At 66.6% G+C, this 13,938-nt stretch carries 11 protein-coding genes and 1 tRNA gene; 4 read left to right on the top strand and 8 right to left on the bottom strand.

The genetic code is table 11. The features are described from left to right. Nucleotides 1-13: 13 nt before the first annotated feature. The 6 genes from ACFW16_RS28310 to ACFW16_RS28285 form a co-directional block, all read right to left on the bottom strand. Nucleotides 14-2,158: a hypothetical protein gene (locus ACFW16_RS28310; protein ID WP_380311443.1), complete on the bottom strand. Its 2,145-nt coding sequence runs from the start codon at nt 2,156-2,158 to the stop codon at nt 14-16. Then, nucleotides 2,155-4,677, bottom strand: a complete 2,523-nt coding sequence (locus ACFW16_RS28305) for a hypothetical protein (RefSeq protein ID WP_380311441.1) — start codon at nt 4,675-4,677, stop codon at nt 2,155-2,157. Before ACFW16_RS28305 ends, ACFW16_RS28310 begins: the two co-directional genes overlap by 4 nt. Then, a complete protein-coding gene (locus tag ACFW16_RS28300; protein ID WP_380311439.1) occupies nt 4,674-5,864 on the bottom strand; it encodes a DNA cytosine methyltransferase in 1,191 nt (396 codons plus the stop codon). The genes ACFW16_RS28305 and ACFW16_RS28300 overlap by 4 nt, the downstream gene beginning before the upstream one ends. 347 nt (nt 5,865-6,211) lie before the next feature. After that, nucleotides 6,212-6,655, bottom strand: coding sequence for a very short patch repair endonuclease (locus ACFW16_RS28295; RefSeq protein ID WP_380311437.1), 444 nt, complete (start codon nt 6,653-6,655; stop codon nt 6,212-6,214). Nucleotides 6,656-7,025: 370 nt separating this feature from the next. After that, nucleotides 7,026-8,972, bottom strand: coding sequence for a ParB/RepB/Spo0J family partition protein (locus ACFW16_RS28290; RefSeq protein ID WP_380311435.1), 1,947 nt, complete (start codon nt 8,970-8,972; stop codon nt 7,026-7,028). Between the two features lie 361 nt (nt 8,973-9,333). Continuing rightward, on the bottom strand, nt 9,334-9,678 hold the full coding sequence (locus tag ACFW16_RS28285) for a DUF2958 domain-containing protein (RefSeq protein WP_380311433.1): 345 nt from the start codon (nt 9,676-9,678) through the stop codon (nt 9,334-9,336). Nucleotides 9,679-9,924: 246 nt separating this feature from the next. On the opposite strand from ACFW16_RS28285, the gene ACFW16_RS28280 reads away from it, so the two are divergent. Continuing rightward, on the top strand, nt 9,925-10,215 hold the full coding sequence (locus ACFW16_RS28280) for a DUF1778 domain-containing protein (protein ID WP_380311431.1): 291 nt from the start codon (nt 9,925-9,927) through the stop codon (nt 10,213-10,215). 3 nt (nt 10,216-10,218) lie between these two features. Continuing rightward, on the top strand, nt 10,219-10,725 hold the full coding sequence (locus ACFW16_RS28275) for a GNAT family N-acetyltransferase (RefSeq protein ID WP_380311430.1): 507 nt from the start codon (nt 10,219-10,221) through the stop codon (nt 10,723-10,725). Between the two features lie 434 nt (nt 10,726-11,159). On the opposite strand, the gene ACFW16_RS28270 is transcribed toward ACFW16_RS28275, so the two are convergent. Next, on the bottom strand, nt 11,160-11,795 hold the full coding sequence (locus ACFW16_RS28270) for a hypothetical protein (RefSeq protein WP_380311428.1): 636 nt from the start codon (nt 11,793-11,795) through the stop codon (nt 11,160-11,162). Between the two features lie 153 nt (nt 11,796-11,948). Between ACFW16_RS28270 and ACFW16_RS28265 the strand changes: the two genes are divergently transcribed. Further along, nucleotides 11,949-12,164, top strand: coding sequence for a helix-turn-helix domain-containing protein (locus ACFW16_RS28265; RefSeq protein WP_380311426.1), 216 nt, complete (start codon nt 11,949-11,951; stop codon nt 12,162-12,164). 43 nt (nt 12,165-12,207) lie between these two features. Continuing rightward, nucleotides 12,208-13,887 carry a recombinase family protein gene (locus tag ACFW16_RS28260; protein WP_380311506.1) on the top strand — a complete coding sequence of 560 codons (1,680 nt, stop codon included), beginning with the start codon at nt 12,208-12,210 and terminating at the stop codon, nt 13,885-13,887. Here ACFW16_RS28260 and ACFW16_RS28255 read toward each other — a convergent pair. After that, nucleotides 13,844-13,920 (bottom strand) — tRNA-Met (locus tag ACFW16_RS28255). The two genes, ACFW16_RS28260 and ACFW16_RS28255, sit on opposite strands and share 44 nt — an antisense overlap. Nucleotides 13,921-13,938: the final 18 nt, after the last annotated feature.

Here is a 13,938-nt window from a genome sequence, read left to right as displayed (position 1 = left end):
CGGAGTAATCTCGTTAGCCGGCCTGTCCGGCTATCGACCGCATGTGAGCGATCACGACGCGCTTCGCTTCGGCCTCTTCACCGAGCAGAGCCTTCGCCTCGACGAACATGCGCGCCGCCCTCATCGCCAGTCCGAGATCGGGTTCGAAACCGAGCTCGAACAGAACCGGACCGGCGGGCGATAGGTCCTCTGGCATCGGTCCGGGATCGAGCGCCGAAAGGTCGAGCTGCGGGGCGCTCAGAAGCGTCGGCGCGAAGGAATGGCCGCCCTTGGTGAAGACTCCCTCAACCTTGATAAGCGGCGAACCCTTGGGCAGCGCCGCGATCTCGTCGTGGTCGCGATCGTTCACGACACAGCACACGAGTAGTCCGCGCGGAAGCCCGCCTCCGCGGAGGACGTCGGCCAGCGCCGGCACCCAGAACCTCGCGCCCGAGCGCTCGATCCCCTTGATGGCGACCAAGACCGCACCTCCGGCACCGGCCGCGGCCGCCGCAGACGCCATGAGCGTCGGCGCGCCTGAACCAGGTCGCGCCCAGAGGTCGTCAATCGAGATGAGGGTCGGATCGGCCTCGATCGCGGCAAAACGGCCGGGGGAAAGGAGCGCTTCAGCGAGACGGAGGAGATCGACAGCTTCGGGACCGAAGATGATGGGAAGCTCGCCTGAGAGCAGTAGGACGGCCAGCCGTCGGAACAAATCCTTGCCTGCGTCGGTAAGCAGAACCTGCTGGCTGATAAGCTGCCCCTTGACTCCGACGCTGACTTTCGCCCTTTCGGGGAAGATGCGCCCGACTCCGGCGCGAAGCGCCCTATTGGCAACCTGCGCTGAGGCCGAAGCGTTCGGCGGGCCCAGCCTGTCCGAGATTGCAAGCCAGCGGTCGATCTCGGCAATGGTATCGCGCAGCCTCGCTCGCTCGGCGTCGGCGTCCGACCGCACCTGAGCGAGTTCTGCCTCGGCGGCCTGCGCGGCGGATCTCGTCGAGGCGATGTTCGCCTCCACTTGGGCAAGCTGCTCCTGGAGCATCGCCCTGCGATCGCCGAATTCGCGGTCCAGCTCCTCAATCCGAACAGAAAGCGCTTCCTCAGCCGCGTGCTGGCGCGTTTCTACGTCCTTCTGCTGCGCATCGCCGAGCTCGGCTATCTCGCGCTGAAGCCGCTCTTCGGCATCGGCCCGAAGCCGCTCCATCTCTGTGGCGAGCTCCGCCGACGTACGCTCCTTCTCAACAGCCAGTTCCCGCAGGAGTTCTTCGCGCAGCCGAGCGCGCTCTTCCCCATGCCCCTCGCGGGCATATGCGGCCACCGCGTCCCGGACAGCGTCGTCCTGAAGAGCTGCGTCGAGGTACGCCTTCATGAGCGACCTGTCCGCACGAAGTCTATCGGCGAGCTCGCCCGAGCGAAGGGCCGCCTCAGCGGCCTCGTGATCGACTGTCGCGGCGAAGACCCGACCCGTGCCCTCCTCGTGGTGCAGATCGAGCCAAGTGATGATGTCCTCGACCCGGGGATCATTGGCGTCGGACAGCGCCCGGATCACGCGCGCGACGTGGTCAGCCTCATCTGACCAGTCGAACCGGCCATCCGCCTTGTTCAAATCGGCCGTGAACACCATCTCTGCCGCAGATCCCGCCTGCAGGCGAACCACGGCCTCTTCGTGATAGCGGCACCACCGAATGGCGTTGGCCGCCGTCCGAGGAATGCGCAGGGCGCGGTCTTTCCCGGCCTCGAGCTCGACGATCAGCACCTTGTCGCCGGAAACGCGCAGCGCCCATACCCCTGGACGCCGGTCGCCGTGCCAGCCCTCGCTCGTCAGCAGCACGCGGTAGCTGGAAAAGGACGCCTCTGGCAGTACAGCGTAGCGCGGCAACCGGCGCAGGTGCGCGACCTTGTACTCCGGCGCGCCAGGGCGAGTGTTCCTGGCGACGTCGAACTCGACCCAATCGCCGGCGGCGAGCCCCTTGTGATGGGTGAGCCCGTGGGTTTCGACAAGTCCGTCACGCGGGAACAGTCGCTTTGCATCGTCGAGCGCCTCAACGCCCGCACCATCGATGCGACCGACGACGGCGACGGTCCCATACTGGCCCTGGCGTCGTACGAACCGACCGACGAATAGCCATGAATCCGACGACGTCGGCACCGAGCTAGCCAGGTCCACACCGGCCTTCATGCCGAGATGCCTCCATCAACCCAGACCGGGCGCCGGGCACCCCTTCCACGCAAGTAGTTCTGCATTGGATCGATTGCCGCCGCCGGTGCCAAGCCAGCGATTAAGTCCGGAAGCAGCCCGCCCAGCCACTGGCCATCGCGTGCGGATAGAGCGTACTTCCAACCATCGGACGATGCGCCTCCGTTCTGAAGCATTCGGAGACGCAGGACCCGCGCGATCTCGATCGGCAACGAGCCTTCGGCGGCAAGACGGCGGATCGTCCCGTCATCATGTCTGAAGAGCGGTCGTTTGGCCTGGGCGTGGGCGTCGACGATTGCGGCGTGGCGGGAGGTGAACGTGCGGCGCTGCGCCCCGACCACCCGGTAGAGGTCGTGGTCGCGTCCGCCCGGATGCACGAGCCTGACCAGCGAAACGGGCCCGTCGCCCCGCGCGCCAATCTGGAACCGTCCAGTCGACCAGTCCCATGCCGACGCGACCTGGTACGTCTCGCCAACGACCTTCGTCTCGCGCAGCCGATTGGCGACGACGCCGTCGAGACATACAGTCGCTTTGACGACTGGCCATCCCAGCGCCACGGAAAGGGTTGCTGGATTGATGCCCACGGCGCCCAACAGGGGCGGAGCCATCGAGTCCTCGACCAGTCGCCGAAAGGCGCGTCCACCCTGAAGCTCGACTGCGCGGCGGAAATCCATCTCCAGCCGCGCCGTCACCGCGCCGGAAACAACGATCGAGGGAAGGGCGCCGGCGAGCACTTGGGTCAGGGTCTGGCGACCGAGGGTGAAGACATGTCCGCGCCACCGCAGCCGCGGACGAGCGTCTAGAAAGGTCGATTCCTGGAGCGTGCGAAGGAAATCCCAGCTGTGTCGTGGGGCAGCGCGGCCGATGAGCTCGATCGCATCCCCTTCGGCAATGCCGCTCCTTGACGACGCGTAAAGCGCCTCGAGCACGTCCTGGCACGCGTATGCGTGGTCGTCCCAGACGGGATTGAGCGGAGCTGAGCTCGGCACCGCCTGCGACTTGCCCAGCCGCCACTCCTCCAGTTGGGGCAGCGCATAGCTGGCGCCGCTCATTTCGGCGTGCACATCGGCCATCGGCACAAAGGTCGCCCGCTGCGACCACCCCGTCACCGTGTCGCTGAACGCAAACTCGCCCTCGGCCGACCCTTCCGCCCTCAGCTCGCCCGCGACGCAGGAAAGGGGGGGCGTCCCGTTGGCGGCGGTCGCCCTGATGTCAATCACGCCGACCGCGCCGTCGATGCGAGGCAGGAAACGCGGGAGACCCAGCCAGGCCTTGCCGACGTGCACGCCGTCAACGAGGCCGACTGTACGCACGCTCTCCCGCGCGTTGCCGATGCCCAGTCTTTTAAGGACGTCCGAGATGCTGCCAGCTGCGACAGGCTCGCTGGTCACGTGCCAAGAGCCGGAGCGCTCGAACCTCCGGTTCGTTCCGGCCGCCATGCGCTCATGTCGATCGGCGATTGCGAGGTGGAACGGCCCAAGACCCGATGGAGGCTCGCCAGCCGCCGACCAGCTGGCCAACCCACTGGACCTAAAAAAGAGGACGCCCCGGCGAACCGAGGGCCCAAGATTCGGGCTTTCGAGAACCGTCGGCGACACAGCGGCGCTACCGATGTCTGACGCGAGCGATACTCCAGACGACCCGGCCGCCTTCATCCAGTAGCTGCGCGCGCCATCCTCGTCGAACTCCATCCGCAGATCGACCAGTGGCGCACTGACGATGCCCGCAGTAGTTCGGGCGCGCGCGACCAGTCGCCAAAACCGATGATCGACCGACGCGGCGCCTGACCTCAATGCCGTTCTGAAATCATCGAAGGCGCCCTTCAGCCCAAACGATATCGATGGCGAGCGGATGATTGGGTCCAGCAACCTGACGAGCGCGGTCGGGTCGTTGGAGGACTTCGGATTGCGCTCGATCAGCTTGCGCAGAAAGAGCAGGTCGCGTCTGGTGGGAAAGGAGAGGTACCGGGTGTATCCGATGTGCGTCCAAGCAGCCGGAATCGTCGGCAGCAGAAGGCGTCGGAACGGTTGCCCTTCATCGATACGCCGATCGAGCCACGCGACAAGTTCTTCCCACATCAGAGCGATGCCACGCAGGACGGTGAAGCTGTTGCTCACGCCGAGCCACTGCCGGAGCTTCGCGCGATACTGCCCATGGTCCCGGTATTCACCGTCGAGCAAGCTGTCAACGAGGAGACTTAGCGCCAAGGGCGCCATGCAGTTCGGCAAGGTGCGCGATGGCGGCCGCCAGGGCCCGTGGGAGAGGCCGCGTATCAGATGTCGGTCCGCGAGGAGCGCCTGCCGAAATGCCATCTCGGCGTCCTCCGCGTGATCAGAGCTGAGGCCACAGGCCAGGGCGAGAGTCTCCGGCGTGATCTCGAACGAGCGGATCGGATTGGCATCGCCGTCGGCGTCTGAGTGAAGCAGAACGGCGGTGAGAAGCGTTTCCCACCCCTGCAACGTCGTCGGGATTCGAGTCGTGTGCTGCAGGGCCGCGCTCATCCGGCAGCTCTCGAAAATGGGATCGCCCTGGCGAACGCGCGACCGTGCGCTGCAAGAGGCTCTAGCAGCCGTGCTGCAAGGAAGCGGACTACTGCTGGAACGACGCCGTCCCCTATCAGCTTAAATGCATCGTAATAGAGCGGAGGAAGGGCAAAATCCTCGTCCAGTCCCATCAGCGAAGCGGCCTCGCGTGTCGAGAGCAGCCGCGTTCGGACGCGCTCGCCATCGACCACGATGATGCGCGGTCTCGATGCTCCGCCGCGCGGGGTTCGCAGACATCCGAGGGTGTCGCCAAATGCGATTTCGGCCCTTTGCACATTCTTTTGATCTGGTCCCGGCCGCATCCTGAGATAGAGACTCCCGATCACCGTGCGACCAGCCGCGCGCGCATCGGCCAGCCGGGCCAGCTGGCTTGGCGACATCATTCTCGTGAACCGCTCGGTTTCAGCGTTGGTGTTCCAGTCGGCGCCGTCGCCAATGTCGATTAGTTGGTGGAGCTCCTTGTTTCGGGTTCCGGGGGCCGGCCCCAGATTCCACCAAACCCAGTTGTCTGCATCCGCAGCCGGAAGCTCCCTCCGTGCTCTCAAAAGGATCTTTGTATGCCACGGACTGCAGGGGATTTCGCACCGTAGCGCGCTCGGGACGGGAACGTCGCGACGCAAGGCGATGACGAAGACGCGAGGCCGAGATTGCGGAACGAAATAGGACGCATCGACGACCACCGCCCCAAAGGCATAACCAATGTCGCTGAGGGCAGAGCAGATCGCCTGGAAATCGGAGCCCCCATTCGAGTTGAGGAGCCCGACCACGTTCTCGAGCACGAGCAGGGTCGGTTGCCGGCTTTGCACTGCAAGAGCGCCGATGATGCCAAGGAAAGGCCAGAGCGCGCCCGACCTTGTTGCGACTGCCTCGCCGCCACGACCGACTCCGAGCTTTGAGCCAGCCTGAGACAGATCCTGACAAGGGAAGGAGGCCCACGCCAGATCGGCCGCTCCCTTGAGGTCGTCAGCGCGCACGAGCGCGACGTCCCGCGGATCAATGTCCACGCCGGCCCAATTCTCCAGATAGAGCTGCTGCTTTTGCAGATCGCTGTCATTAGCGAACAGGCATTCCCAGCCGCCGCTGAGACCCGCTCTCGCCATGCCAGCGCCCGCAAAAAACTCGTAGAAAGTGAACTTCTTCCCCAAGCGGCGGGCCCCCGATTCCCGCTGCGGAAAGCTAATTGCTCTCCGTACGGATGCTAGCTAAATCCATTCAGCTTAATAGCGAATTTTCTCTTGGGCTTCTATCGTGAGAGGCATCACTTTAGTTGACGCTGACTGTACTATCATCCTGCTCCCCAATCGGCAACTTTAAATTTAAATCCCAGAAAGGCACACTCCAAGTTAAATATTTCACAAGAATGCACCATGAAACGCGCCACCCTCTCGGCACAGGCGGTGATTCTATTATGCTGGGCCGTGATCCTGCAAGCTCAGCGGAGACGACATCGAGGTGCACGCCACCTCGCCGCCCGCCCCGGCGAGGTGGCGCGTCAATCGCAATCCACATTGGATCTACGTCGTAAATTGGCTCGATCCAGAAGCTGTCCGAACCGGTGGCGCAGACTCTTGGGATCCCTAAGCTCGCATTCCCAGATCACGACGACCTGCCAGCCTGCCTCGACGAGACACGCATAGTTGCGCTCGTCTCGTTCCGAGTTGCGCCGTCGCTTGGCCCGCCAATATTCGGCGTTTTGGCGTGGCTCGCGCGCGCCGCGGGCGCAGTCATGATTGTGCCAAAAGCAGCCGTTGACGAAGACGGCTGTCCGAAATCGCGGCAGCACTAGATCGGGATTTCCAGGAAGGTCTCGGCGGTGTAGTCGAAAGCGAAAGCCCATGGCATGCAACAGCCGCCGCACTACGAGTTCGGGGCGAGTGTTTTCGCTGCGAATCCGCGCCATCTGAGCGCTTCGCTGCGCGGTCGATAGATTGTCCATACTCCCGCTTCAGCGTGTCCGTTAAGAGACTCGGGCCATGTCGAATGCCCAAAAGCTCGCTATGTCCGATGTACTCTATCGCGGAGACTTTCGGCAGTGGACTCCATTAAGGCGGCCGTGGGCAAAGGTCGGCGGATCTCGGGAGAATAGAGATACTGCGATCGGGGCGCAGATCTGCCGTACCGTCGAAGGTCCGCTTTCGGGTGCGGCTGGATCGCCCGAAGCGTCCGCTTCAGAGAGATCGGCACGCTTTCAGATGTCGGCAACGGGGACGATCCGGCCCCTTGCGTCCGTATTCGAGCGCGCGTCCGAACGCGAGGTGCATGGCTGAAAAAAGGATGGGGCCGCTCGGCGGCCCCAGTAAATGCTTCTATTCAGCAGCATGAGCGTATTGTTCACCATCGGCCGGGCCGACGCTCCCGTTCGACACCGCCTCTGGCGTCCGGAGCAGCGCCGGCAGCCAGCCCGTCCCAGCCACAAGCTGCTCCGCGGCCTCGGCCATCTCCTGCTTCTTCATGCCGACCATCTGATCGGCCGCTTCGTCCGAAACGCCCTCGCGCACGGCGGCGAGGATGTGCGCCTTCGTGACTCGGCCGAAGTAGCTCCGCGCTGTCGGCGACCAATACGCCGTCATATCGAGGGCCAGCACTTGGGCCAGCGCATCCGCCATCGCCAGCGTCTTCGGCCGCGGATCCCAGGGGATCCTCACCGCGAACACGGTCAGCGCCGCGCAATGGGCGAACAGGGCCATCCGGCTGTCGTGGTCGAGGCCGACGACAAAATCCCACAGGCCGGCCACATCAGCCGGCATCTGCGCGGCCCAGGAGGCGTGGCGTTCACCGAGTTTCTGCGCCGCCGCGGTGTCCCCGATGCCGTCCGCATGCCCGCCCAGGAACGCCGAGTTCGGGCGAATGTCGAGGCAGGAACCGTCGTCCTCGCCCCGGAAGAAGGTCCGCGCGGCCACGGCGTGCGTGACGGCGAGTAGGGCTATGTCCGGGTTCTCGCCAAGAGCAATCCGCAGCCCCAGCGTCCGGTGGGCCATCAGGTCCCGGACGAGGCTGTCCGACAGCGGCTTGCTTTCGTCGTGGTCGCCTTCATCCTCGTCCGTAACAGTCTCCCCATCCGTTTCGCCCGTGTCCGCATTCTCGGCGGCGGGGTCTGCGCTCTCCGTCTCCGGCTCGTCCTCAGGCCGGACGAAGCCGCGTTCGATCCGGACAGCACCGTCATGGCCCAGCACCACATAGGCCCCGCCCCGCGCGATCGCGTCCGGGTCATAGGCATGCCGCTGCGCCGACAGCCGCTCGATTTCGGCATTCAGCGCATCCAGGCGGGCCGCAATGTCCTCCGGCAGATCGTCGATCCCGTCATACTGCTGGGCCAACTCGTCCCACTCTGCCGAGAGCGTATCGAGCCTCGCCTGATCCTCGGGCGGCAGTTCCGCCGGCAGCGGATAGGCCCGGCTCAGGCCGTGGGCGTAGGGATAGTCGATGCAGACCTCGACCCATTTCCAGCCCTCGGCCCGGACGTCCTCCGCCACCCGCTCCAGCTTCTCCAGCACCAGCCGGTCGAGCAGGGTAGCATCCTCGAACCAGCCGCCGCCGTCCTCGGTGAACAGGTCGCGGACAATGGTCCCGCCGGCCGCCTCGTAGGCGGCGGCGCCGACGAAGACGGCCCGGCGGTCGCGGGCCGAGACATGCCCCTCGGTCAGCATCCGCCGGATGTAGCCGGGCTCCCGGTTCCAGGACAGGCGGGCGAAGGCGTCCTCCTGGCGTCCGTGGTCCTCGGTCACGCCGAAGGCCATCAACTGGTCCAGCGTCAGCCCGCCCTCGCGATAGACCTGCATCAGCTTCGGGCTGACGGTGCCGAGCCGCAGCCGCTGCCGGACCACCTGCGGCGTCACGCCGAAGCGGGCGGCGATCTCCTCCGCCCCGAAGCTGTGCTCGTCCGCGAGCCGCTTGAAGGCCTCGAACTGGTCGGCCGGATGCAGGCTCTCGCGCACCACGTTCTCGGCCAGGGACAGTTCCTCGCCCTCGCCTTCGACGATGACGCAGGGCACGGGGGCGGATTTCGGGGCCTGCTTGCGCTTGACCAGCAGCTTGAGCGCGGCGAGGCGCCGGCCGCCGCCGATCACCTCGAATTTGCCGGTCTCGGCCCCCTCCCCGTCCAGCACCGGCCGGACCGACAGGCTCTGCAGCAGGCCGTGCGCGGCGATGCTCGCCGCCAGCTCCTCGATCCCGGCCTCCCGCCGGGTCCGGCGGACGTTCTGCGCCGAGGGCACCAGCTTCGACAGCGGGATGTCTCGAATGATCGTCGTCATGGTCGCTCTCCTTTGACAAGGCCACCGCGCCTTTCCCCGACACGGGCGGGGTGGGCGGCGGAGAGCGGCCGGCAGGCCCGCCGAGGGAGGCGGTCCGCACCCGGTCGGGGCGGTCGCGGCGGCGCGCGGGATGAGCCTCAGGGCCGGAACGGAGTGGAGGACGCGCGCAGCGCGTTGCGGATCGGCGCGGCGGGCCTACAGGCAAGCGACGCCCACCCCGCGCCGTCGGGGATAGATCCGAGCGGGACGGTGCGAACAGCGACCACTGTGGGGATTGTGCCGTCCCGCTCGCCGCATGGCCTGAGATCCGGAACTACGGATATGAGAAAGCGCCCTGCCCGGAGGCAGGGCGCGAAGGTACCTAGGCTCGGATGACGCCGAGACGCTGCGCCTCCTCGGCGTATCGGCTCAGTGGCCGGTCGGCCCGGAAGAACAGGTCGCGTTCGACCGGCAGCCCGAGTGCAACGCGGATGGCAGCGATCTCCGAGAGCCGGACCGAACCGAGCTCGGGAAAGCCGAGGTCGCAGAGGCCAAAGGCGAGGTCCGGATCGGCCGGATCGAGCTCGGTGAGGAGCCAGGTGGCGCCGGCGTCCGGGGTGAAGAGCTTCACAACGGGGTATGGGTCGATCGTCTCGCCGGCCGCGGTGCGGGTGCCGTTGGCGAGGAGCTCGACGCGCTGCGCGTCGGTGATGAGGGGATGGGACATGGTTGCCTCCATTGCGATCGCCCTCCGATCGAGGGCGAGGAGGCGAAGGGCCGGCGACATCAGACCGCGGCGTCAGGCCCAACACGGTCCGGTGCGGGCCGGGCTTGACGCCGCGGCGGCGCCGGCCAGCGTCAGGAGCCCGCGACGGGGCGATCATGGAGGCAAGTGGGCCGACCGCGACCCGATCAGCCGGCCTTGAAGCGCACGGCAGATCACCGTACATTTATGAGCGAGAGGATCGACCCCATGCCCATCACCGCAGACCACCCCACTGCCCCACGCGAGCGCAAGAAGGAGCGGCTCGAACTGCGCGTCGCCCCGTCGGCCAAGGCGCTGATCCAGCGCGCCATGGCGGTGAGCGGCTTGACCGCCGGCGATCTTGCCTATGAAGGTGCCCGCCGCGTGCTCGAGGAGCATGACCGCATGGTCTTGACCGCGGCCGACCGGGACGCCTTCCTCGACGCCGTGGTCAATCCGTCGGAGCCGGCCGACAGGCTGGTCGCCGCCCTGAGGCGTCATCGCGACCTGATGGGCTGAGCATTGGCCCTGGTCATCGAGCCGCTCGGCAGCCGGCACGACCGAAGCCGCTTCTCCTGCGGCCAGCCGGCTCTCGACGACTGGTTCCGGCGCCGGGCCGGCCAGGACGAGAAGCGCAACGTGGCGCGCGTCTTCGTCGCCGTCGACGACGAGATCGGCGTCGTCGGCTTCTACAGCCTGAGCTCCTTCACCCTGGCGCTGCCGGACCTGCCGGAGGAGATCGCCCGCAAGCTGCCGCGCTACGATGCGATCCCGGCCGCGCTGATCGGTCGCCTGGCCCGGGACGAGCGCGTCCGCGGCCGCGGCATCGGGGAATTGCTGCTGGCCGACGCCATCCGCCGAATCCTCGGGGCGGGCCGGACGCTCGCCGTGTTCGCGATCGTCGTCGACGCCAAGGACGAGAAAGCCGTGTCGTTCTATGAGAGCTTCGGGTTCTGGCCTTTTCCGTCGCGGCCGGATCGGCTGTTCCTGCCCGCCTCGACCGCGGCGGCGGCCGTCGAGAAGCTGTAGCCCATCCCCGAACGGCATCCCTGCTCAGCGGGCCGAAGCCCGCTGGTCTTTCTGCTACGCTCCTCTGTCCGAACTCACGCCGAACTCGCCGGCTTTCGCCGATGGCTTGCCTTCTCGCGATCTAAACCTATGATATTGAACGATATTCTTCCTTCCCCGCCTTCTCGGCGGCAGGCACGATCAACCCATGCCGAGGAGCCCGCGAGAAGACGAGAACGCCATCCCGACGCGAGGCCGGCGGAAGGGAGCCGAAGCGCCGCGTCTGGCGGCGGACACGACCGGTGCGTCGACGTCGCGCTCTTCGCCCGCGTGCAACCCTCACCTGGTCGAACTGGTCCGCTTGCTGGCCCGACAGGCTGCTCGGGATTTCGTGAGGGCGGAGTCGGCGTGCCCAGCCCATCTCCGCCCCCGTGATTGACCGCATTTTACGATGCTCATCGTTCGAGGTCGTGTGGAAGATTCGCGAAGCGCCGGAGATCGGCGAGCACGGACCGCAGAGGCGGCCACGGGAACTCCTCGTCGTCGGAGCGCGACTGGCCGATGGAGAGCACCATGGAGAGCTTGGCGGCGATGCCGGCCAGACTGCGGGCCGGCGTCTGCCACACGCCTTCCGTCAGGGCCTCCCAGCGATCCCAGGCGACATTGATGCGCTCCTCCACCGGGCCGAGGCCGATCGCGGCCGCGGCCATTTCCCAGCGGCGCCGGTGCGCGGCGAACTCGCGGTGCAGCCTCTCGCGCAGGGCTTCCGTCCCAGGCACGTCTTCCAGCAGCTCGTCGATCTCGGCTGGCTCGCAGGCCGAGACCGGCTCGGCCTGCCCCGGCACCGGCACGAGCACGCGCGGCATGCCGACGGTACGGAGCAGGACGCCTTCCTTCCGCTGCCAGTCGTCCTGCCAGGCATCCAGCTCAGCATGGACCGCCCGCCATTCCTGCCAGAGGTCGAGAATGGGATCGGAGATCGCGTTGAGGTCTCGGGACTGGGCCGCGCCGAGCGGGACGACCGTAGCGCTGCCGAGCAGCGCTCGCCGGCTAAGTGCGGACAAATGTGTGCTGTCGTCGGAATCAGCCATAACCCAGCTCCGAAGCTGATTTCGGCCAAGCGGGGGCGTTGCAGCCCTTCGCCCGGCCGCTCGGTCTGTGCTTAAATGATGTCGTGGTTGCAGTTTGGCGAGCCATCGATATTATGTCAAGGTGCTAATTTGATAACAGACGAGCAGGTCCGGATGGCCCGTGCCGCGTTGAAGTGGGGTGTGCGCGATCTCGCCCGCGAAGCCCAGGTGACACCGGCGACGGTGACACGCATCGAAGCTGGACAGGCGGCGCACGCATCAACCCTCAAGGCGATCCGCGCAGCCCTGGAGGCGGCGGGGATCGAATTCATCCCCGAGAATGGCGGCGGCCCTGGGGTGAGGCTGAAGAAGCCTCGGGGCGATAGCTAGGGACACCGCGTCAGGTTCGGATATCGGCAGCTCAGGACCATCAATGAGAACAGGTGAAGGCGAAGGAGGATCCGGAATGACTCGTGTCGCGCTCTATGCCCGCTACTCCTCGGACAACCAGCGCGACGCCTCGATCGAGGACCAGTTGCGGCTGTGCCGGGCCCACGCCGAGCGGCAGGGCTGGACCATCGCGGACAGCTATTCCGACCGGGCGGTCTCCGGGGCGTCGCTGCTGCGGCCCGGCGTACAGGAACTGATCGCCGACGGGCTGAAGCGCCGCTTCGACCTGATCCTGACGGAGTCGCTCGATCGGCTGTCGCGCGACCAGGAGGATATCGCCGGCCTTTACAAGCGAATGCGGTTCGCCGGGGTCCGCATCGTCACTCTGGCGGAGGGCGACGTCAGCGAGCTGCACATCGGCCTCAAGGGCACGATGGGCGCGCTCTACCTCAAGGATCTGGCGGACAAGACCCGGCGCGGCCTGCGCGGCCGGGTCGAGGAAGGCAAGGCCGGCGGCGGACTCTGCTACGGCTACGACGTGGTCCGGCAGCTCGCGCCGGATGGCGCCCCGGCGCGCGGCGACCGGGCGGTCAACGAGGCCGAGGCCAATGTCGTGCGCCGGATCTTCCGCGACTATGCCGCCGGGAAGTCGTCGCGCACCATCGCCTGGGAGCTCAACCGGGACAAGGTGCCCGGCCCGTTCGGCCGCGAGTGGGGCCCGAGCACGATCCACGGCAATCCGAAGCGCGGCACCGGGATCCTGAACAACGAGCTCTACATCGGCAAGCTGGTCTGGAACCGGCTCCGCTACGTCAAGGACCCGTCGACCGGCAAGCGCGTGTCGCGCCTCAATCCGCCCTCCGAGTGGGTGACCCAAGAGGTGCCGGAGCTGCGCATCGTCGACCAGGCGTTGTGGGAGACGGTGAAGCAGCGTCAGCAGGCGATGGCGATCGGCCCGGCCGGGGAGACGGACGACAATCCGATGCTCGACCGCCGGCGGCCGTCTCATCTGTTCGCCGGCCTCGTCAAGTGCGGCTGCTGCGGCGGCGGATACGCCAAGATCTCGAAGGACCTGCTCGGCTGCGCCACGGCCCGGAACAAGGGCACCTGCGACAACCGACTCAATATCCGGCGCGATGCGCTGGAGGCCTCCGTGCTCAACGGCCTGCGCACGCACCTCATGGAGCCGGAGTTGTTCCGGGAGTTCTGCGAGGAGTTCACTCGCGAGGTGAACCGGCTGCGGATGGATCGCCGGGCCGAGCTCGTGTCCCAGCGGAAGGAACTCGAGCGGATCGAGCGCGATCTCGACCGCGCCGTGCAGGCGATTCTCGACGGTGTGCCGGGCAGCCATCTCAAGGCGAAGATCGAGGCGCTCGAAGCGCGGAAGGCCGAGTTGACCGCCGGCCTCGCCGAGGCGAACGAGCCGCCTCCCCTCCTGCATCCGAACCTGGCGGAGGTGTTCCGGCAGCAGATCGTGGCGCTGCACGAGAAGCTGCAGGCGGAGGAGACCAAGGCCGAGGCGGCGGCGATCGTCCGCGGCCTGGTCGACCGGATCACACTGGTGCCGGAGAACGGCGCGCTGTCGATCGTGCTGCGGGGCGACCTGGCGGCGATGCTGAGCTTTGCAGCGCACAGCAAAAAGCCGTCCCTTTTGGGGGACGGCTTGGTGCAAGGATCGTTGGTTGCGGGGACAGGATTTGAACCTGTGACCTTCAGGTTATGAGCCTGACGAGCTACCGGGCTGCTCCACCCCGCGGGGGTGAGAGAGGAGCAT

This window comes from Inquilinus sp. NPDC058860 (genome assembly GCF_042743185.1).
Lineage (GTDB): Bacteria > Pseudomonadota > Alphaproteobacteria > DSM-16000 > Inquilinaceae > Inquilinus.
The sequence above is the reverse complement of the archived record's forward strand: the minus strand, read 5'-3'. Positions and strand labels throughout refer to the sequence as shown.

What these genes read in the sequence shown, in the direction of transcription:
- ACFW16_RS28310 (WP_380311443.1), bottom strand. Translation starts at nt 2,158, where the DNA reads ATGAAGGCCGGTGTGGACCTGGCTAGCTCGGTGCCGACGTCGTCGGAT.
- ACFW16_RS28265 (WP_380311426.1), top strand. Translation starts at nt 11,949, where the DNA reads ATGGCCCGTGCCGCGTTGAAGTGGGGTGTGCGCGATCTCGCCCGCGAA.
- ACFW16_RS28290 (WP_380311435.1), bottom strand. Translation starts at nt 8,972, where the DNA reads ATGACGACGATCATTCGAGACATCCCGCTGTCGAAGCTGGTGCCCTCG.
- ACFW16_RS28305 (WP_380311441.1), bottom strand. Translation starts at nt 4,677, where the DNA reads ATGAGCGCGGCCCTGCAGCACACGACTCGAATCCCGACGACGTTGCAG.
- ACFW16_RS28285 (WP_380311433.1), bottom strand. Translation starts at nt 9,678, where the DNA reads ATGTCCCATCCCCTCATCACCGACGCGCAGCGCGTCGAGCTCCTCGCC.
- ACFW16_RS28260 (WP_380311506.1), top strand. Translation starts at nt 12,208, where the DNA reads ATGAGAACAGGTGAAGGCGAAGGAGGATCCGGAATGACTCGTGTCGCG.
- ACFW16_RS28270 (WP_380311428.1), bottom strand. Translation starts at nt 11,795, where the DNA reads ATGGCTGATTCCGACGACAGCACACATTTGTCCGCACTTAGCCGGCGA.
- ACFW16_RS28280 (WP_380311431.1), top strand. Translation starts at nt 9,925, where the DNA reads ATGCCCATCACCGCAGACCACCCCACTGCCCCACGCGAGCGCAAGAAG.
- ACFW16_RS28295 (WP_380311437.1), bottom strand. Translation starts at nt 6,655, where the DNA reads ATGGACAATCTATCGACCGCGCAGCGAAGCGCTCAGATGGCGCGGATT.